The sequence below is a fragment of the Paraburkholderia fungorum genome (assembly GCF_900099835.1).
Lineage (GTDB): Bacteria > Pseudomonadota > Gammaproteobacteria > Burkholderiales > Burkholderiaceae > Paraburkholderia > Paraburkholderia fungorum_A.
Genome location: NZ_FNKP01000001.1, coordinates 1,373,808 through 1,393,020 on the forward strand (window position 1 = coordinate 1,373,808; position 19,213 = coordinate 1,393,020).

The window sequence follows — 19,213 nt, forward strand, 5'->3', positions numbered from 1 at the left end:
TGAACGATAAGGACCGTTGGTACCGCCGTCAGGGATTGTTGAGCGGAAATTTCCAGGCTGTTTGCCGCGTGCGCTTCGAGTATCAGGATCACGCATAAACGCTCTCAAAACTCAGGAAAATTAAAGGCTGGCGCGATGCAAGACCCTCAATACGCCGAAGCGCAAAAGCGCGCTGCCGCGCTTGCCGCAGCGCCCTACGGCATGTTCATCTGCAGCGCCGACGGCATCTTCGAGGCCGTCAATACCGCTTTCGAAAAGCTGACAGGGTTGACGGCCGACGAAATGGTCGGGCTTCGTACCTTCGAGTCGCTGCACGATCCCGCCGAACTCGCGAAGCGCCGCGCCGAATTGCCGTCGCTGGCAACGATCTGTTCGCGCTATGAAGGCGAGTGGACCTATATGCGGCGCAATAGCGCGCCGATTCGCGTGGTGCTCGCACTGGCTCCCGTCGTCGGCGATGGTTCACCAGCCTGCACGCCAGGCAGTCGGCCCGAACGCTATGTCGGTATTGCAATCGACATGACGCGTTATGCGCAATCCGAAGCACGCCTCTGGTACGTCGCTCATCACGACGGCGTGACGCGTCTGCCGAATCAGACGCTGTTCACCGAACGTCTCGAACTGATGATCGCGCGTTGCGAGCGCAGCAGTAGCGGCTTTACGGTGCTGATCGCGGAACTCGACCACCTGCGTAAACTCCGCGATGCGCTCGGACTGCACGCCGCCGAACTCGTGCTGCAGATCGTCGGCGAACGGCTGCGCGGGCTGTTTCCCCACGACGGCACAATTGCGTCGATCGGCGGCACGCAATTCGCGCTGCTGATCAACGATTGCGGCCCGCACGCCGACGCTTTCGCAGACGAGGCATTGGACCGCATAGCCGAATCGATCGATTATGGCGGCACGCCGCTGAGCATTACCGCGAGCATCGGCATCGTCGCGTATCCGGCCGACGGCCTCGATGCGCCCACGCTGATGCGTCGCGCGGGCGTGGCGTTGTCGGCGGCGTCGGCGGTCAGCGGCAATGCGGTGAAACGCTTTTCCGCCGCGCTCGAAGGTCAGGCCGCGCGCCGCTTCGAACTGGAAACGATGCTGCACGAAGCGCTCGAACGTCAGCAATTGCATCTGGTTTATCAGCCGCAGGTCACGCTCGCGACGGGCCGTATCGCGCAGGTTGAAACGTTGCTGCGCTGGAATCATCCGCAACGTGGTTTGATCAGCCCGGTCGAGTTCGTGCCGGTTGCGGAAGAGTCGGGCCTGATCGAGCAGATCGGCGAATGGGTGATCCGCACCGCGTGTCGTGATGCCGGCAAATTGCTGCGGCAGGCGGGCACGTTGCCGCGTTTCGCGGTGAACGTGTCGCCACAGCAGTTCCGGCGGCGAGATCTGTTCGAAATGATTCGTGAAGCGCTGGAAGATGCCGCGCTTGATCCTTCTTATCTCGAAGTCGAAATCACTGAGGGTGCGCTGCTGGGAGATACCGAGCAGGCGCTGAAAACGCTGCACGCGTTGCGCGAATTGGGCGTGGAAGTCGCTGTCGACGATTTCGGCACCGGTTATTCGAGCCTCGCGTATTTGACGCGCTTTCCGTTGAATCGCCTTAAAATCGATCGCTCGTTTGTGACGGGCATGACGACCGATCCGCAGAGCGGGGCGCTGGTCGGGGCCATCATCGCGATGGCGCATGCGCTCAAGTTACGGGTGACGGCCGAGGGTGTCGAAACAGCGGAGCAGGCCGCGGCACTCGAAGCGTTGAGTTGTGACGAAGCGCAAGGGTTCTGGTTTTCGCGGCCCATCACGATTACGGCCTTGCTGAATGTTTTAAAACCTTTAGGCGCTGTTTGACAGGCAGTCGTTGCATCCGTTTTGACGTGATTAGCGATCCGTATCAAAGTGCTGCTGCTTGAAAAGCCGTCTGCCATGCGGGCGGTCCGCATTTTTCTTTCCTATCCCCGTTTTCCCACGCCGCGCCAATTTTTCCGCTTCCCGCTGCGAGCAGGTAGAAATGACATGTGCCTGACCATCTGCTTCGGCCCTGCACGCCACACGCCCTATATTTCTTCCAGCAGCGGTCGGGAACATATCCTGCTGCTCCGTCCTTCAACGGAACTCTTTCCGCAACGGAACGAAGACTCGCGATGAACGATCTCCTTGCCCGCATAGTGCATTTTCAACCGTCGGTGCTTGTCACGATGACGCACGACGCCCTTCATATCGTCCTGGCGCTGTTGATCCTTGTGGTCGGCTGGTGGCTGTCGAACCGGGTCGGCGCGCTGTTCGCGAAGGCGCTCGCGCGTACCCACGCGGACCCGACGCTCGCGCCGATGCTTGCCGCCATGGGCACCTGGGCAGTGCGTGTGCTCGTATTCATCGCGGCGCTCGGCGAGGTCGGCATCGCGACCGCCAGCGTGCTCGCCGTGCTCGGCGCAGCGGGTCTCGCGATCGGTCTCGCGTTGCAAGGCACGTTGCAGAATATCGCTGCCGGCATGATGTTATTGCTGCTGCGCCCGTTTCGTGTCGGCGACGTGATCGAAGGCAGCGGCGCAGCCGCCGGGATCGTGCGCGAGGTCGGCTTGTTCACCACGCGCATCGAGCGCGGCGACGGCAACGCGGTGTTCGTGCCGAATAGCCAGATATGGAGTAATCCGGTGATCAACTACAGCAGCGGCGGCACGCAGCGAATCGAGGTCGAAGTCGAACTGGCGCAGCGCAAGGATGTCGACGCCGCGATCGGCGAATTGAAAAAACTGGTTGCCGACGAGCCGCGTGTATTGAGTGGCTCGACGCTCGCGCCGATGGTGACGGTCTCGGATTATCCCGACGATGGCGGTGCGAAGTTGCGCATTGCCGCGTGGGTGCGCACGCCGGACGCATCGCTTGCAACCGACGATCTGCACGAGCACGCGCAGGCCGCGCTCGAACAGGCGGGTTGTCCGGTGGCGGCCTGATCTGCGGCTTGTCGTCAACACAGGCCGACGCCCGACGAGACGGAAAAACGCCCCCATCCCATCATAAAAAGCTCTTCGCGCGCGACGCGATCCTTGCAAATCCCTTGTCGCGCCGATAAACGGGCACCTCTATAATCGGACTCTGCTCATTCATGTTGAACCGGACTCACTTGATCGACACATCTGAATCCGCTGGCCGCTCATCGAGCGAAAAAGACAGCACGCCTGGCGTGATCGCCGCGTTGCGCGACGCCACAGCCGAGCGCCATGAATTGCTCCACGAAATCATGCCGCTGTCGGTCGATAGCGTTGCATTGCGCGATTACCTCGCTCACCTGGCAATCTTGCGCGACTGGCTCGAACCGCTCGACGCATGGCTCCAGACTTTCAACGACGGCCCGCAGTCGCCGGCACTCCCTGCAAGCATGAACCGGCTCGCATTGATCGACGCCGATCTCGCGAATGCGTCCGTGAGTCCGCGCGATCTTGCCGGGATCGACGAGATTGCATCGGCGGGCCGCGCGCGTCGCTGGAGCGGGCCGCAGAGCGCCGCTTATCGCTGGGGCGTCTGCTATGTGATCGAAGGTTCGCAGTTGGGCGGCGCAGTCCTGTACGCGCGCCTGAAGGAGCGCCTCGCACCGCATCCGCTCGGCTATCTCGACGCGGGCCGCGACACGCTCGGTCCGCGCTGGCGAGCTTTTACGCGCGCCATTGCCGCCGAAGTGCAAACCCCCGTTTCGATTGACGAAGCGTGCCGCGGCGCGGCCGACGCCTTCGACCGTCTGATCGAACTCGCGCAGCGTCCCGCCGGGGCTGCCTGCACGAGCCTCGCCTGAGCGTTCCGGGATTCCGTTCATGGATAGCTTCCGCCAGAATCCTCCCGCGTCCACGTTTGCACTCGACGCCGCCGCCGTCTTCGATCTGCTGCCTGAAGCCTATGTGATCCTGAATCGCCGCTATGAGATCGTGCTCGCCAACGCGCGTTATCTCGATCTGACCGGACAGTCGCTGATTGATCTGCAGGGCAAATCGATTCTCGACACCAACCAGTTCGGCACCGCCGAACAGCGCGACGCTCGCCGTACGTGGCTGACTACCGCGTTGCGCGAACTGTCGGGCGCGCAACCGAAATGGTCACCGCTGTTTCGCTACGAGATGCCCGTGCATCAGGACGACGGAGCCGGTGAAGAAGAGAGCGCCGGGCAGCGGGTGCCGCGCTACTGGAAGGTCAAGGCGAGCCTGCTCGCCGCATCGCCGGGTCAGGGCGAACCGGGGAACCTGAGCGGTCACATCGTGCTGCGTGTCAGCGAAGTCACCACACAAATCTCCGACTACGAACGCGACCAGCGCGAGCGTGCAAAGCTGCGCTCGCAGGCGCAGTTACGCCTGCTTCTCGCCGACGAAGCCCGCGCGCAGTTGCGCGAACATCAGGAACGCTTTCAGCTCGCGATGGCGTTTTCGCAACTCGGCGCGTGGGAACTCGATCCGGCCACCGGCGTGATCGAATGCACCGATCAATGCAAGACCAATCTCGGCCTGGGTCCGACGTCGGCTTTGTCCGAGCAGCGTCTGTTCGAGCAGATCGTGCATCCCGAAGACCGGGACCGTCTGCGCGCGGCAATGAATCAGGCGCTGGCCGCGCACGAACATTTCGAAGTCGACTACCGGATCGGCTGGGCGAGCGGGGCGATCCGCTGGATCCTCGTGCGCGGTACAGGCCGCTTTCTGCCGGACGGCACGTTGAGTTCGGTGATCGGCTTCACGCTCGACATCACGTCGCGCAAGGAAGCGGAACTTGAGCAGCGCGAGATCGCCGCGAGCGAGAAGCGGGCGCGCGAACACAGCGAACGGCTCGCGATGGCGATGGATCATTTCGTCACGACCGTCAGCCACGAGTTGCGCTCGCCGCTGTCGGCGATCATGTCGTGGACCGATTTGTTGCAACGTTCCGCCGACCCCTCGCATGTGACGCGCGCGACCGGCGTGATCAGCCGCAATGCGCGGCAGCTTTCGCATATGGTCGACGACCTGCTCGACAGCGGCGCGATCGTCACCGGAAAACTGTCGGTGACTCTGCAACCGGTCGATCTCGGCGCACTCGCCGGGATCGTCGCCGAAGACATGCGCATGCATGCCGAAGCCAAGGGGCTGACGCTGATCGCCGACGATCTCGCATCCGTGATGGTGCTCGCCGACGAGAACCGGATGAAGCAGGTGGTGTGGAATCTGGTGTCGAACGCAGTGAAGTTCAGCGCGAACGGCACGATCAGTCTGTCGGTGCGGGCCGTGGGCGAGCGCGTTGAACTGGCGGTGCACGATACGGGTGCGGGTCTCGATGGCGACTCGCTGGAGCGCATTTTCGAACGCTTTCAGCAGTTCAGCGCGAACGGGTCAGGGCGTATCGCCGGTTTGGGCTTGGGGCTGTGGCTCGTGAAGAATCTGCTGGATCTGCACGGTGGGACGATTTGCGCCGAGAGTCCGGGTGTGGGGCAGGGCTCGACGTTCAGGGTCACGCTGCCGGTGTATCGCTGATCGAACCGCTTTTTGAGCGGCGCAAGCATCAGGAAGGAAGGCTGACAGCGCCTGCGCTTCCAGGCGCTGACGCGCGCCGGATCAACGCGGGTACGGCGGCGGTTCGTTCAACACTGCCCAGAACATGCCGAGATCGTTGATCGCGGCCATGAAGTCGTCGAACGCGACGGGCTTCACCACATACGCATTCACGCCGAGATCGTAACTGCGCAGCAAATCGCTTTCTTCTCGCGACGACGTGAGCATCACCACCGGAATGCGCTTAAGGCCGTCATCGCCGCGTACTGCCTTCAGCACTTCGTGACCGTCGATTTTCGGCAGTTTCTTGTCGAGCAAAATCACTGCCGGATTTTCATCCGCGCGATCCGCCCATTGTCCTTCGCGGCGCAGGTATTGCAGCGCCTCTTCGCCGTCCCGCAGCGACACGACCGGATTCGCGAGGCGCGTTTTTTCGAGCGCGATCAGCGTTAATTCCACGTCGTTCGGATTGTCTTCCACCAGCAGGATCGGTCTTAACACGTTGTTTCCTTCATTTTGATTCATCTTTTGAGTCCTTCGGCACGGGGCGGAAACGCTTGCCCGGTGACAACGCAGTCAGTCGCGCCACGGCCGCCGCCGCGGATTCCTCGCCGTCGCTCGGGTCGGCGACGAACACATGCGGAAGAGAAAAATATACCGCCGTGCCCTGGTCGATTTCACCGGTTGCCCAGGTTTTACCGCCATGCCTTTCAATGATGCGTTTGACACCAGCAAGGCCGATGCCCGTCCCCTCGAATTCTTCCACGCGATGCAGGCGCTGGAACACGCCGAACAGTTTATCGACGTAGCGCATGTCGAAACCCACGCCATTGTCCCTGACGAAAAACACGTGCTGGCCGGCAAGTTCGCCTGTGCCCGCCTGGCGGCCGATTTCGATCACCGCATGCTCGCGGGTCGAGGTGAATTTTACAGCGTTCTCGATCAGATTCCGGAGCACCACGTGCATCAGCACGGCGTCTGCGTTGACGTGGCCGAGTTCGTCGATACGCCACGTAATCGAGCGCGCGGGCGCGTCCTTGATCTCGTCGGCGGCGAGCGCTTCGGCCATTGTTTTCAGATCGACCGATTGCGGACGCAGCGCCGCGCGACCCATCTGTGAGAACGCGAGCAGGTCGTCGACGAGTTTGCCGCCGAACCGCGCCGACGAAATGATTCGCTCGACGAAATGACTGCCGCGTTCGCTCAGTCGTTCGCTTTCCAGTTCACGCAACAGATCGGCGAAACCGACGATGTGCCGCAACGGTGCGCGCAAATCGTGCGACACCGTGTACGAAAAGCCTTCAAGTTCCTTGTTCGCGCGACCGAGTTCGAGCGCCAGTTGCGCGAGTTCCTCGGCGCGGCGCAGCACGATCCCGAGCAACGCCGTGCGGAATTCGACGGCGATTTCGAGTTCGGCCGGACGCCACGCGAGCGAGCGGCCGCGCACCGTGTCGGTCCACACATCGAAACTCTTGCGCGGCGACAGCGAGTCGGCCAGGCCCGCGAGTTTCACGCGCGGGTCGCCGGCCCATTTGATGGTCTGCACGACTTCCTCGCGGAACCACAGCACGTAATTGCGGAACAGCTTCGAAATCGACACCGCGAGCAGCCCCGCGTAGTCAGGATGCGGCGGCAGGACGGTACAGGCGGTGGCGAGCGTGTCGGTGTCGAAGGTTTCGTCCACTTGCGTGTCGAGCCATTCGACCAGCTTCGTCACCTCCGCTTCGTGCGGCGTCGTGCCGACCAGCAGAATGCGGCCGTCGAACACAATCGCCGCGCCGGTCGATGCGGTCAGCCCAAGCAGTTCCTTCGGATCGTTGGCGAGCGCGTCGGTGAAGCTCTCGCTATTGGCCATGGTCGCGAGCAGCCGCGCGAGCGTGCGGCGCAATTCGAGCCGGTACTCGGCCTGCGCGTGATCTTCTTTCGCTTCGATCTGCAACGACAGCACCTGTGCGATGTGCTCGCACGCGGTACGCACTTCGAACGGCGGCACGCGCGCGCTGTCGTGATGACACGAAATCAGCCCCCACAATTTGCCGCGTACAACAATCGACATCGACATCGACGAAAACGTGCCCATGTTCTTCATGTACTGCACGTGGACCGGCGAGACGCTGCGCAGCGACGCGTAAGTGAGATCGGTAAGCTTGCCCGTCGACGGATGCAGCGGCGGCACCAGCGGCGTGGGCTGGTAGTCGGCATCCGCAATCAGACGGATGCGGTTGCGCACGTAGAGCGCGCGCGCCTGCGCCGGGATGTCCGAGGCCGGGAAGTGCTGGCCGTCGTACGACGCGTAACCCGGCTCGATATGTTCCGCGATCACCTGGCCGCTGCCCGTGTTGTCGAAGTTGTAGACCAGCGTGCGGCCATAACCGGTGATGCGCTGCACTTCGTCGGCGGCGAGTTGAGCGAGACCCTCGACCGTTTCGATGTCCTGCAGACGGTTGATGAACGTGCGCACCAGCGGATACATCGACGCGAACACGTCGCTCGTGCCGCGCGCGGGCTCCAGTTCGACGAACGCGATTCCCTGATGCCGATGCACGATGACCGCGAACGGCTTGACGCGCGCAGCGGCGCCGTTCGCGCGCGGGTCGTCCATCGAGCCGATGTAGAGGGGGATGCCTTCTTCCAGATGCGAGGCCAGCGCTTCGACAACGCGTGCCGCCCATTCGTCGCCGACAATGTGAGCAATCGGCTGGCCCAGCGCGTGTTCTGCGGGCGAACCGGTGAGGGCCGCGACATTCGCGCTGACCTGCAGCAATGTGCCGTCTTCGGCGATGCTGAACAAAAAGCCGTGCGGCTGGATGCCGCCGGGAATGTGGATGGGCTCTCTCGCGCAGTCAGCTTCGACTGCCGAAGACGCGGAAGATGTCAGGTCTGCCATGCGTGCTCCAGGAACAGTACGCTGCATTTTCGCATAGGGGGCCGGGGCGTGTTCTGGCGGCGTTGTGATTGGGACAGCGGAAGTTCGCGGGCAGCGACGTGGGCGTGATGTCACGCCTTTGTTTTTTTGTCGCCGCGTGGGTGCCGTGTTAGCTGCTCTTATGGTGCGTTTATCTCGCAAGTAGCTTTGCGCGGTCGCCGTGCTTCGACCTCGGTATTGCACGCCTGCGTTGGCCGCGCAAGCCTCATTCCCCGCGCGGATGCTCAAGAAAAAATCGCAGCATTTCCGCCGATGCATCCGGGCCCGCCGGGTCCGTGTACGTGCCGCGCTGGCTGCCGCCGGACCATGCGTGGCCCGCACCGTGGATCGTCCAGTTTTCCGCTTCGACACCGTTCGACGCGACGAGCTTTTGCACCGTGGCGTTGTGTGCGCCGCGTGCCGTTGACGATGGCGCGGAGACCGTCGCGGAGCCTGCATCGAACGATGCGAGAAGCTGCGCTGCATTCGACGGATGAACCGTTTTGTCCGCGTCGCCGTGAAACACGATCAGCGGACGCTGTGGCGCTACGTTTGCACGATGACGGGGCGTCTTGCCGCCCTTCATCGCGGCGAGCGCCGAGGGCAGGTCTTTCGCGCTTCCGTATGCGAGTCCCGAATGGACACCGGCCGCCGCGAACAGATCGGGCGAGGTTTTCAGCATGACGTCCGCCATCGCGCCGCCCGCCGACAAACCCGCCACATAGACGCGCGCCGGATCGATCCGGTAGTGCGCCATGACTTCACGCGTGATGCCCGCAATCAACGACGGCTCGCCGTGATCACGCTGCTGATCCGCAGGCTTGAACCAGTTCCAGCATTTCGAATGATTGGCCGATTGCGGCTGAACCGGATACGCGACGATGAACCGCTGACGCTCGGCCAGTTCGTTCATGCGCGTGCCTGCCGCGAAGTCGTCGGCGTTCTGCGTGCAGCCATGCAGCATCACGATGAGCGGTACGGGTTCGTCTTTGTAGCCGGTCGGCACATACAGCTTGTATTGACGCTGGCCCGCGCTGTTGGTGAAGGTGTGCGTGCTGACGGTGCCGGGCGATTCGGCGTCGATGGTGAAGGGGTCGTCGGTGTGCGGGCCGGGCTTCGTGTGGCTTTGCGCTTCGGTCCACGCTTGCGCCCAGTTGCTCGCGGACGGCGGGGTGAACGGCGGCGGCTGCGTCTGAGTGTGGACCGGTGGGACATGAGCGCCGCCTAGCGCGCGTTGAACGGCGGCGGTCGCTTCATGAGGGCCTTTCGTGCGCAATAGCTCGAAGGCGTCCTTCATCGATTTCAGGAAATCTTTGTTCATGGGGAGGTTCGTGTCCGTGGTGTTGGTTTGCGTCGGCGAGGCGGCGGTGGTGGCGTGCGCGTAGGGCTTCTGCTTCAGCGGATGCGCCCCTTGAGCGCCGCCTTGACCGCAGGCGACGCGTGAAACGCGCCGAGCACCACCACCGATGCAATCGTCGCAACGGCGAGTTCGGGCGATACGTCGGCGGCGATGCTGGCCAGCCCCAGCACATGGACGTCGAACTGCTCGTTTGCGGCCTGGGCCGCTTCGAGGTCGCGTCGTGAGAAATGCTGTAGACCGAGCACCATCGCGCGCCGCGTCACGGTTTCGGTGACGACCTGCGCGTGTACGGCAAGCTGATTGCGGATCGCGGTTCGGATCAGGTCGGTTCGGGTCGAGTAAAAGCCTTCTTCGACTAGCAGATCGATCTGACCGAGGTCGATCGGGCCGAGGTTGATGGTGATTTTTTCGGTCTCGCCGCCTTTGGGGCGGGAGGTGTCGACGAGATTGAGTTTGGGCATATTTTCGAGAGATAGATAGCTTGGCGCCATCCAATTAACATCCATTGGGATGGTTATACGCCTCTCGTGGGATGGCCGTCAAAGGGAAAATTTGGGGTCGGGAGGGGCGAGGCGAGGCGAGGGTAATTGACACGGATGTGCAGGCGCCGCGTCACCGGGCGCGAGTGGCTTGACGTTTGTTGAACCCCCTACCTGGGACACGCTCAATGACCATGTCCACCGTGGCCGCCTCCATGGCCTCCGCCATGGCCGCCGTAGTAGCCACCAAAGCCGATGCCGACGCCGACATCGATTGACGGCGCGGCGTAATAGCCCGGATAGCCCGGAGGGTAACCGTAGTAACCTGGAGCGGTCTGATAGACGGGCCCGGGATCGTAGCCGTAGCCATACGGTGGTGCGACGACGCAGCCAGCGAGACTGGCCGATATGACGACGATGCTGATCAATCGGATCATTTTCCCTCTCCCGTTATGACGGAGCGTCGCTCTGAGCACGCTTAACAGACAGGAGAGCAAAGGGCGGTCCTGATGAGCGGCGTAGGCGCGCTGCGTTAATTTCTTGTCGTTCTCGCCGCCTGCTTCTGCACTGTCGTGAGAAAGTCGCGCCCACTTTGATACGCGTCTTTGCGGTACATCATCCAACGTTGCGATGCGTCTGTTTTCAGTTCAGTACCGCGCATTACCTGGTCCCGTATCTAGCGACGGGGTCAACCTGACAAATCGTTGAGTGCAGTTGTTTTTGGAATACGCGAGCTACGCGATTTGGATCGAAGCAAATGAAAAAGCCGACCCATTTGGGTCGGCTTCATGTGGAGGAAACCTCATTAACCTGATTCCTGGAAACGATCGGCACCAAAGCCTGCCAGTCATTTCACATGAACATGGCTAATCGTCAATCGAGCTACATCAGCACAATATCGTATTGCTCCTGACTCAAATTCGATTCCACCTGCAACGACACCGGCTTGCCGATAAAGTCGATCAACATCGCCAGATGCTGCGACTCTTCCTCGAGGAACAGATCAATCACCTGCTGAGAAGCCACCACTCTGAATTCACGCGGGTTAAACTGCCGCGACTCGCGCAGAATCTCACGCAGCACGTCGTAGCAAACCGTTCGCGGCGTCTTGACCTGGCCCTTCCCCTGACACACCGGGCAAGGCTCGCACAACACATGCGCGAGCGACTCACGCGTGCGCTTACGGGTCATCTCCACCAGCCCCAACTGCGAAAAACCATTCACAGTTACTCGCGTCCGGTCACGAGACAGCGCCTTCTTCAATTCTCCCAATACCTGGTCGCGATGCTCGACGTTTTCCATATCGATGAAGTCGATAATGATCACGCCGCCCAGATTCCGCAGCCGCAATTGCCGGGCAATCGTATGCGCTGCTTCAAGGTTGGTTTTGAAAATCGTGTCGTCGAAATTACGCGCGCCGACATAGCCGCCGGTATTCACGTCGATGGTGGTCATCGCCTCGGTCTGATCGATCACGAGATAGCCGCCCGACTTCAGATCGACCCGGCGCGACAACGCGCGCTGAATTTCCGCCTCGATGTTGTACAGATCGAATAACGGCCGCTCGCCCGTGTAGTGATGCAGCTTCGACGACACCGCCGGCGTAAATTCAGCCGCAAAATCGGCGAGCATCTGATACGTCTCGCGCGAGTCGACCTGAATGCGCGATGTTTCGTCGTTGACGAAATCGCGCAGCACGCGTTGCGCCAGATTCAGATCCTGATAGAGCAGGCTGGTGGGCGGCATGCGCTGACCTTGCGCAACGATCGTCGCCCACGTCTTGCGTAAATACGCGACGTCGCCGGCCAGTTCTTCACTGGTCGCATCTTCAGCAATCGTACGAACGATATAGCCGCCTTTCTCGTCGGCGGGCAACACGGCGGTCAGACGCTTGCGCACGGCGTCGCGCTCGGCTTCGCTCTCGATCTTCTGCGAGATGCCGATATGCGGCTCCTGCGGCAGATACACCAGCGTGCGCCCGGCAATGCTCACTTGCGTGGACAGCCGCGCGCCCTTCGTGCCGATCGGGTCCTTGACGACCTGGACCATCAACGTCTGACCTTCGAAGACGATCTTTTCGATCGGCTGATGCGGTGCCTGATGTGCAGGTTCACCAGCAATACGTGGATGCCAGATATCGGCGACGTGAAGAAACGCGGCGCGTTCGAGGCCGATGTCGATAAAAGCGGATTGCATGCCCGGCAGAACACGAACGACCTTGCCGAGATAGACATTGCCGACGCGCCCGCGCGACAGCGTTCGTTCGACGTGAAGTTCCTGGACGGCGCCTTGCTGGACCAGCGCGACGCGCGTTTCCTGCGGCGTGACATTGATCAGGATTTCTTCATTCATGATGTTATTTTAGAAGTCGATGCGCGCTGCACGCAGGAGGGCAGCGGTTTCAAAAAGCGGCAAACCCATGATACCTGAATAGGACCCGTCGATATGACCGATAAACTCGGCTGCGCGTCCCTGCACGCCGTAAGCGCCCGCTTTGCCGAGGGGTTCGCCGCTTGCCACATAGCGACGGATCGCATCTGCGTGCAGTGCAGCAAAACGCACCTTCGACACCGATAACGCGGCGGGCAGCAACGAGCCTTGCGCATCGACCACCGCGACGGCGGTCAGCACTTCGTGATCGCGGCCCGCGAGGCGCGTGAGCATCGCGATGGCGTCGTCGGCATCGACGGGCTTGCCGAGAATCGCGTCGTCGATCGTGACGGTTGTGTCTGCAACCAGGATTGGCCGCGCAGCGTGGCCGCCTGCGACGAGCCGCTCGCGCGCCGCGTGGGCCTTCGCGATGCACACCCGCTGCACGTAGTCGTGTGCGCGTTCGCCGGGCAACTCAGCTTCGAGCGCTTCGGCATCTTCATCGGGACGCGGCAGCAGCCGTTCATAACGCACGCCGAGCTGTTGCAGCAACTCCTGGCGGCGGGGGCTTTGCGAAGCGAGGTAGACGAACGGATGCAGCGAGTCGGCGGACGTGGGCATGAACGGGTCTCGAAAGATGGGCGGGTTGCGTGAGCGCGCGTGTCAGCGCATGAAGGGCGCGCGAGGTGTCGGCGATGAACGTGCGCCAGGTACGATGGATGCGAAGGTGCGCAATCCATCGCACCGGTCAGGCGTCGATCGGCGCGACGGAGAGGATCAACACGGAGATCGACGCCGGAGATCGGCGCAAAACAGCGACACGCGCGTCGGTGCGGCGTCAGCAGCAAAACTGGAAACGCCTGGCCAACGCCACGCTTTTTCAGCCTCGCCGCGTGATCCGCTCACACGCGATGATAGGGGTGATTTTGCGTGATGGTCCACGCGCGGTAAAGCTGTTCGGCGAGCAGGACGCGGACCATCGCGTGCGGCAGCGTGAGGCTCGACACGCGCAGCAGCATGTCGGCACGCGACTTCAGGTCAGGATCGAGCCCGTCGGCACCGCCGATCAGGAACGCGACGTCGCGGCCGTCCTGCTGCCAGCCGGGCAACGCGGTCGCCAGTTGCATCGTGGTCCAGTCCTTGCCGCGTTCGTCGAGCGCGACGATGCGCGCGTTCTTCGGCAACGCGGCTTCGATCTTCACACGCTCGGCGGCCATCACGCTCTCCGCCGACCGCCCCGACGAGCGCTGCTCGGGCTTGATTTCGCGCAGCTCGATGCGCAGTTCGGGCGGCATACGCTTCGCGTATTCGTCGAAGCCGGTGGCGATCCAGTCGGGCATCTTGTGGCCGACGGCGAGGATGTGCAGTTTCATCAGCGATGCAATGAAGGAGGGAGCCGCGATCTTTACGGGCGATAGCCGGCCCGCAAAGTCCGCTGATCTGGGCTTACTTGCGCTTGGCCGCAGTCTTGCGCGCCGGCTTCTTCGCAGCAGCTGCTTCGCCGTCTTCGTCCTCTTCCTCGTCGTCGGGCTCGCTCGAACGCGCGCCGCCGAACGGATCGGGCGTGGACAATTTCAGGCGCACCGGCTTGTCACCCCAGATTTCTTCGAGGTTGTAGTACTGGCGCAGCGCCGGTTGCAGGATGTGGACGACTGCGTCGCCGCAGTCCACCAGCACCCATTCGCCGACGTCGTCGCCTTCGGTGCTGATGACGTCGCCGCCTGCTTCTTTCACGCTGTCGCGCACGTTCGAAGCCAGCGCCTTGGTTTGCCGGTTCGACGTGCCGCTCGCGACGATCACGCGATCGAACAGCGAGGTCAGGTGGCTGGTGTTGAACACCTTGATGTCTTGCGCCTTGACGTCTTCGAGAGCGTCGACGATCACGCGTTGTAGTTTGCGAATATCCATGGGGTTACCGGTGGTACAGATGATGTTGAAGAATATAGTCCCACACCGCAGTGGGGACATGGCTCGCCGCCTGGTCTTGCTGTTCGCCGCCCGCGAGGGCTAGTTGCTGGCTCACCTGTTCGCGCAGATGCGCGCGAATTTCGGTGGCCGAGACGTTGAACGCAAGCGTCGTATCGATCAGCAAGTGGCCGCAGGGCGTAGCTTGCAGAACGTCGACGCGGGCACGGCGCGCGTCGATTTCTTGAGCGACCACCGGAGGTATCGACGCAAGATCGAAACCGGGCCGGGTGGCCGCGCAGATGTGGGCGAAGTCGAACAGATGCTTCCAGTCGCGCCATGTGTCGAGGTGCACGAGCTGATCCGCGCCCATCAACAGCGCGATCGAGGCATCGTCGCCTTCGCGTTCACGCCAGAGCTTCAGCGTGTCGAGTGTGTAAGTCGGGCCGTCGTGATCGATTTCGTCGGTCGCGACCCGCACCGTGACGCCCGGCAGCACGAGCGACGTAGCCGCCGCGCGCGTCATCGCCAGACGATGCACGGCGGCCGTCACGTCCGATTTCTGCCACGGCTGGCCGGCCGGCAGCAGCACCAGTTCGGTCAGTTGCAGCACGTCGGCGAAACGCCGCGCGAGCGCCAGATGGCCGTCGTGGATCGGGTCGAAAGTGCCGCCTAGCAGACCGATCCGGCGAGGCAGGGCAACAGGGTGAGCGTTCGGCTTCAGGTGAAGATCCTTTGTCGTGGCCACGGTGAGCAGGCTGCGGGCGAACCGCGCCTTGTTACACCCACTCGCGCGGCACGAGAAAATCGCTATAAAGACGCGCTTCCGGCGTGCCCGGCTCGGGCTGCCAGTTGTAGCGCCAGTTCACCACAGGCGGCATCGACATCAGGATCGATTCCGTGCGGCCGCCGCTCTGCAATCCAAACAGTGTGCCACGGTCGAAGACCAGATTGAACTCGACGTAGCGGCCGCGCCGGTATGCCTGGAAGTCGCGCTCGGCCTCGCCATACGGAATGTTGCGGCGCTTTTCGATGATCGGCAGGTACGCTTTGAGAAATCCTTCGCCGACGCTTTTGAGCATCGCGAACGATTGATCGAAGCCCGGCGCCGAGAAGTCGTCGAAGAAAATTCCGCCGATTCCGCGTGGTTCGTTACGGTGCTTGAGGAAGAAATACTCGTCGCACCAGCGCTTGAACTCAGGGTACAGGTCCGCGCCGTACGGTTGCAACGCGTCGCGGCAGGTGCGGTGAAAGTGCTGCGCGTCTTCCTCGTAGCCGTAGTACGGCGTCAGGTCCATGCCGCCGCCGAACCAGAACACCGGCTCTTCGCCAGCCTTGGTCGCGATCAGCAGACGCACATTCATGTGCACGGTCGGGCAGTGCGGATTGTGCGGATGCAGCACGAGCGACACACCCATCGCCTCGAAACCGCGCCCGGCCAGTTGCGGCCGGGCCGCGCTGGCCGAACCCGGCAATGCGTCGCCGGCGACATCCGAGAAACCGATGCCCGCGCGCTCGAAGAAGTTGCCGCCTTCGAGAATCCGCGTGCAGCCGCCGCCGCGCAACTTCTCGCTGGGGGCGCGCTGCCAGGTGTCGGTTGCGAACGGCTGGCCGTCGAACGCGCCGAGCGTGTCCGCGATTTGCGTTTGCAGGCCTTGCAGCCAACTGCGCACAGCCTGTGCGTCGTAGCTCGAATCGGTCATGAATGCAGATGCTGAGGGCGGCACGCTGAACGTGTCGCGGGTTCTTCGTGAAGGGCGACGGCCGGGTCTTCGTCAGCGAGGATTGGCGAAGACGGGGCCGTACGGTGTTTCGCGCGGGCCTGCGTGGTGCTTGCTGCAGGCCCGGGACCTGGCCGCACCGGCGAACCCGCGGTGTCACCGGCTATAACCCGCGGTCGCAACCCGGCGCGAAAACCCGCAGTGTAGCGCCGTTGACGCGACACGCGGGTGAGCGGGGTGTTGGCTTACTGCTTGCCTTCGGTCTTCGCGTCGTGCTTGCGGCCGATCGCGCGGTAGCCGATGTCGCGACGATACTGCATGCCGTCGAACGAAATCTGGTTGATCGTTTCGTACGCGACCGATTGCGCGGTACGTACCGAATCCGCCAGACCGACTACGCACAGCACGCGGCCGCCGGAGGTGGTCAGCTTGCCGTCGGCGAGCGTGGTGCCGGCGTGGAACGTGACCGAATCGGCCGTCTCAGCCGGAATGCCGTTGATGCGGTCGCCCTTGCGCGGCGTGTCCGGGTAGTTGTGCGCGGCGAGCACGACGCCCAGCGCGGTACGCCGGTCCCATTCGAGTTCGACCGTGTCGAGCGTGCCGGCAATCGCCTGCTCGACGACCTTCGAATAGTCGCCCTTCAGACGCGCCATAATCGGCTGCGTTTCGGGGTCGCCCATACGGCAGTTGAATTCGAGCGTTTTCGGGTTACCTTGCGCGTCGATCATCAAACCGGCGTACAGGTAGCCGGTAAAGCGGATGCCTTCCTTCTCCATGCCGCGCACCGTCGGCAGGATGATTTCGCGCATCACGCGGGCGTGCAGTTGCGGCGTGACGATCGGCGCGGGCGAGTAAGCGCCCATGCCGCCGGTGTTCGGGCCCTGGTCGGCGTCGAGCAGGCGCTTGTGGTCCTGGCTCGAAGCGAGCGGCAGCACATGCTTGCCGTCGACCATCACGATGAAGCTGGCTTCTTCGCCCGCGAGGAACTCTTCGATCACGACACGCGCGCCGGCGTCGCCGAGCTTGTTGTCGGACAGCATCATGTCGACCGCGGCGTGCGCTTCTTCCAGCGTTTGCGCGACCACCACGCCCTTGCCGGCGGCGAGGCCGTCGGCCTTGATCACGATCGGCGCGCCCTTGGCGTCCAGATACGCGTGCGCGGCGGCGACGTCGGCGAAGGTTTCGTATTCGGCGGTCGGGATCGCGTGGCGCTTCATGAAGGCCTTCGCGAAATCTTTCGAGCTTTCGAGCTGGGCGGCTTCCTTCGTCGGTCCGAAAATCTTCAGACCGCGCGAGCGGAACAGGTTGACGATGCCGGCTGCCAGCGGACCTTCCGGGCCGACCAGCGTGAAAGCGATCTGTTCCTGTTCGACGAAATCGGCGAGCGCTGCCGGCTCGGTGATGTCGATGTTGCGCAGACGCTCGTCCTGGGCGGTGCCGCCGTTGCCCGGAGCAACGTAGACGAGCTGAACCCGCGGCGATTGCGCGAGCTTCCATGCGAGTGCATGTTCGCGACCGCCGGAACCGACGACGAGTAACTTCATGTGAATCCCCGAGACTTAAAAACCATAAACGGCTGAAGCGCGAAGCTCAGCCGTGCAATGAACAGCGATAACGCGTGAAGGCAGCAGGCAGGCAATCATGCAGGCAATCAGGCAGCAGAGCAGCAAAATTCGCGCTAGCTTCACCCGCACTGGCTAACCGGCGGACGCAGCCCGGACCAACCTTGATGGATGCTGCGAAGGGTTCGCGCAGCAGCGCGGCAACCCATTCTGCAACGCCCGCTCAGCAACGACGCGAGGGCCAACCGGCCGGCATGGCGCGGTTCAATGCGAACCCGCGCGCCACGCCTGGCCGGAGCACGCTCACTCGTCGGCGATCGCGGCGTTTGTATAGACTTCCTGCACGTCGTCCAGATTTTCCAGCGCGTCGAGCAGTTTCTGCATTTTCACCGCGTCGTCGCCGGTGAATTCGACTTCCGTCTGAGGTTTCATCGTCACCTCGGCCAGCTCGGCCTTGAAGCCCGCAGCTTCGAGCGCGGTCTTCACCTTCGGGAAATCGTTCGGCGGACACAGCACTTCGATACTGCCGTCTTCGTTCGTGACGACGTCGTCGGCGCCGGCTTCGAGCGCGGCTTCCATCAGCTTGTCTTCGGCGGTGCCGGGCGCAAACAGGAACTGGCCGACGTGATCGAACATGAACGACACCGAGCCGTCCGTGCCCATGTTGCCGCCGTTCTTCGAGAACGCGTGACGCACTTCCGCGACCGTGCGGGTGCGGTTGTCGGTCATCGTGTCGACGATCACCGCCGCGCCGCCGATACCGTAGCCTTCGTAGCGGATTTCTTCGTAGCTCGCGCCGTCGACACCGCCCACGCCGCGCTGGATCGCGCGGTTGACGTTGTCTTTCGGCATGTTGGCGTCGTACGACTTTTCGACGGCGAGCCGCAGACGCGGGTTCGAGTCGATTTCGCCGCCGCCCATGCGGGCCGCGACCTGAATTTCCTTGATGAGCCGCGTCCAGACCTTGCCGCGCTTGGCGTCGGCCGCTGCTTTCTTATGCTTGATGTTGGCCCATTTCGAATGACCCGCCATACATTTCTCCGTCGCGCGCGCCCGCAGGGCGCACGCATAGTGCAATTGTCGTTGCGATGTCGGGCGCTCGCGTTTTATGCGATTTCCGCGCGCCTCGATGTCAAAACCGTCTCTTGATGAAGCCGCCTGTGAGACTGTCCGGTTGCCGCCGATTTGCAGGGCCCCGATTTGCAGGCCGTTTCCCAGGCAGCCGGTGAGATCCAGGCCGGTGCTGCCCGTACAGCCCTCAAGCCCGCGCGCTTGCCTGAACGGGTCCCAGCCAACGGAACCGGCAGTCGCTGGCGCGGTGAGCCGGGCGGCTCGCATGCGGCGAACACGGCGCTGGCCGGACAGGCCCCGGGTTGGCGCGCAACGCGCAACGCGGTGATGGGCGGCGGAGCG

General features: G+C 62.8%; 17 protein-coding genes. 4 read left to right on the forward strand and 13 right to left on the reverse strand.

What is annotated here, in order from left to right:
- Window positions 1–135 precede the first annotated feature (135 nt).
- The 4 genes from BLS41_RS06065 to BLS41_RS06080 all read left to right on the forward strand — a co-directional run bounded on the left by BLS41_RS06065 (window position 136) and on the right by BLS41_RS06080 (window position 5,480).
- The gene (locus BLS41_RS06065; protein ID WP_074763480.1) at window positions 136–1,845 is read left to right on the forward strand and encodes a putative bifunctional diguanylate cyclase/phosphodiesterase; all 1,710 of its coding nucleotides are present in this window, start codon (window positions 136–138) and stop codon (window positions 1,843–1,845) included.
- Between the two features lie 293 nt (window positions 1,846–2,138).
- Window positions 2,139–2,948, forward strand: a complete 810-nt coding sequence (locus BLS41_RS06070; RefSeq protein ID WP_074763481.1) for a mechanosensitive ion channel family protein — start codon at window positions 2,139–2,141, stop codon at window positions 2,946–2,948.
- A gap of 170 nt (window positions 2,949–3,118) precedes the next feature.
- Entirely contained in the window at window positions 3,119–3,784 is a 666-nt protein-coding gene (locus BLS41_RS06075; protein WP_074766316.1) for a biliverdin-producing heme oxygenase, read from the forward strand.
- A gap of 19 nt (window positions 3,785–3,803) precedes the next feature.
- Window positions 3,804–5,480, forward strand: coding sequence for a sensor histidine kinase (locus tag BLS41_RS06080; protein WP_074763482.1), 1,677 nt, complete (start codon window positions 3,804–3,806; stop codon window positions 5,478–5,480).
- 81 nt (window positions 5,481–5,561) lie between these two features.
- On the opposite strand, the gene BLS41_RS06085 is transcribed toward BLS41_RS06080, so the two are convergent.
- From BLS41_RS06085 to BLS41_RS06140, 13 genes are all read right to left on the reverse strand, one after another.
- Window positions 5,562–5,999 carry a response regulator gene (locus BLS41_RS06085; RefSeq protein WP_074766318.1) on the reverse strand — a complete coding sequence of 146 codons (438 nt, stop codon included), beginning with the start codon at window positions 5,997–5,999 and terminating at the stop codon, window positions 5,562–5,564.
- A gap of 10 nt (window positions 6,000–6,009) precedes the next feature.
- Window positions 6,010–8,385: an ATP-binding protein gene (locus BLS41_RS06090; protein ID WP_074763483.1), complete on the reverse strand. Its 2,376-nt coding sequence runs from the start codon at window positions 8,383–8,385 to the stop codon at window positions 6,010–6,012.
- A gap of 244 nt (window positions 8,386–8,629) precedes the next feature.
- Complete coding sequence (locus tag BLS41_RS06095) at window positions 8,630–9,724, reverse strand: extracellular catalytic domain type 1 short-chain-length polyhydroxyalkanoate depolymerase (RefSeq protein ID WP_074763484.1); 1,095 nt, start codon at window positions 9,722–9,724, stop codon at window positions 8,630–8,632.
- Window positions 9,725–9,798: 74 nt separating this feature from the next.
- Window positions 9,799–10,224: a CopG family transcriptional regulator gene (locus BLS41_RS06100; RefSeq protein WP_074766320.1), complete on the reverse strand. Its 426-nt coding sequence runs from the start codon at window positions 10,222–10,224 to the stop codon at window positions 9,799–9,801.
- Window positions 10,225–10,427: 203 nt separating this feature from the next.
- Entirely contained in the window at window positions 10,428–10,679 is a 252-nt protein-coding gene (locus BLS41_RS06105) for a hypothetical protein (protein WP_074763485.1), read from the reverse strand.
- A 445-nt stretch (window positions 10,680–11,124) separates the two neighbouring features.
- Window positions 11,125–12,594 carry a ribonuclease G gene (gene rng, locus BLS41_RS06110; RefSeq protein WP_143026226.1) on the reverse strand — a complete coding sequence of 490 codons (1,470 nt, stop codon included), beginning with the start codon at window positions 12,592–12,594 and terminating at the stop codon, window positions 11,125–11,127.
- A gap of 9 nt (window positions 12,595–12,603) precedes the next feature.
- Window positions 12,604–13,233, reverse strand: coding sequence for a Maf family protein (locus BLS41_RS38275; protein ID WP_143026227.1), 630 nt, complete (start codon window positions 13,231–13,233; stop codon window positions 12,604–12,606).
- 281 nt (window positions 13,234–13,514) lie between these two features.
- On the reverse strand, window positions 13,515–13,985 hold the full coding sequence (rlmH, locus tag BLS41_RS06115; protein ID WP_074763486.1) for a 23S rRNA (pseudouridine(1915)-N(3))-methyltransferase RlmH: 471 nt from the start codon (window positions 13,983–13,985) through the stop codon (window positions 13,515–13,517).
- 73 nt (window positions 13,986–14,058) lie between these two features.
- Window positions 14,059–14,520 carry a ribosome silencing factor gene (gene rsfS / locus BLS41_RS06120; protein ID WP_074763487.1) on the reverse strand — a complete coding sequence of 154 codons (462 nt, stop codon included), beginning with the start codon at window positions 14,518–14,520 and terminating at the stop codon, window positions 14,059–14,061.
- A 4-nt stretch (window positions 14,521–14,524) separates the two neighbouring features.
- Window positions 14,525–15,265, reverse strand: a complete 741-nt coding sequence (locus BLS41_RS06125; protein ID WP_083379937.1) for a nicotinate-nucleotide adenylyltransferase — start codon at window positions 15,263–15,265, stop codon at window positions 14,525–14,527.
- A gap of 31 nt (window positions 15,266–15,296) precedes the next feature.
- Window positions 15,297–16,220: an oxygen-dependent coproporphyrinogen oxidase gene (hemF, locus tag BLS41_RS06130; protein ID WP_074763489.1), complete on the reverse strand. Its 924-nt coding sequence runs from the start codon at window positions 16,218–16,220 to the stop codon at window positions 15,297–15,299.
- A gap of 263 nt (window positions 16,221–16,483) precedes the next feature.
- Window positions 16,484–17,782, reverse strand: coding sequence for a phosphoribosylamine--glycine ligase (gene purD / locus BLS41_RS06135; RefSeq protein ID WP_074763490.1), 1,299 nt, complete (start codon window positions 17,780–17,782; stop codon window positions 16,484–16,486).
- A gap of 321 nt (window positions 17,783–18,103) precedes the next feature.
- Window positions 18,104–18,832 (reverse strand): YebC/PmpR family DNA-binding transcriptional regulator, encoded by a 729-nt coding sequence (locus tag BLS41_RS06140; protein ID WP_074763491.1) that lies wholly within the window; start codon window positions 18,830–18,832, stop codon window positions 18,104–18,106.
- Window positions 18,833–19,213 lie beyond the last annotated feature (381 nt).

Coding starts and splice junctions, on each gene's coding strand:
- BLS41_RS06080 (WP_074763482.1), top strand. CDS start 3,804: ATGGATAGCTTCCGCCAGAATCCTCCCGCGTCCACGTTTGCACTCGAC.
- BLS41_RS06095 (WP_074763484.1), bottom strand. CDS start 9,724: ATGAACAAAGATTTCCTGAAATCGATGAAGGACGCCTTCGAGCTATTG.
- hemF (WP_074763489.1), bottom strand. CDS start 16,220: ATGACCGATTCGAGCTACGACGCACAGGCTGTGCGCAGTTGGCTGCAA.
- BLS41_RS06090 (WP_074763483.1), bottom strand. CDS start 8,385: ATGGCAGACCTGACATCTTCCGCGTCTTCGGCAGTCGAAGCTGACTGC.
- BLS41_RS06140 (WP_074763491.1), bottom strand. CDS start 18,832: ATGGCGGGTCATTCGAAATGGGCCAACATCAAGCATAAGAAAGCAGCG.
- rlmH (WP_074763486.1), bottom strand. CDS start 13,985: ATGAAACTGCACATCCTCGCCGTCGGCCACAAGATGCCCGACTGGATC.
- rng (WP_143026226.1), bottom strand. CDS start 12,594: ATGAATGAAGAAATCCTGATCAATGTCACGCCGCAGGAAACGCGCGTC.
- BLS41_RS06100 (WP_074766320.1), bottom strand. CDS start 10,224: ATGCCCAAACTCAATCTCGTCGACACCTCCCGCCCCAAAGGCGGCGAG.
- rsfS (WP_074763487.1), bottom strand. CDS start 14,520: ATGGATATTCGCAAACTACAACGCGTGATCGTCGACGCTCTCGAAGAC.
- BLS41_RS06105 (WP_074763485.1), bottom strand. CDS start 10,679: ATGATCCGATTGATCAGCATCGTCGTCATATCGGCCAGTCTCGCTGGC.
- BLS41_RS06070 (WP_074763481.1), top strand. CDS start 2,139: ATGAACGATCTCCTTGCCCGCATAGTGCATTTTCAACCGTCGGTGCTT.
- BLS41_RS38275 (WP_143026227.1), bottom strand. CDS start 13,233: ATGCCCACGTCCGCCGACTCGCTGCATCCGTTCGTCTACCTCGCTTCG.
- BLS41_RS06065 (WP_074763480.1), top strand. CDS start 136: ATGCAAGACCCTCAATACGCCGAAGCGCAAAAGCGCGCTGCCGCGCTT.
- purD (WP_074763490.1), bottom strand. CDS start 17,782: ATGAAGTTACTCGTCGTCGGTTCCGGCGGTCGCGAACATGCACTCGCA.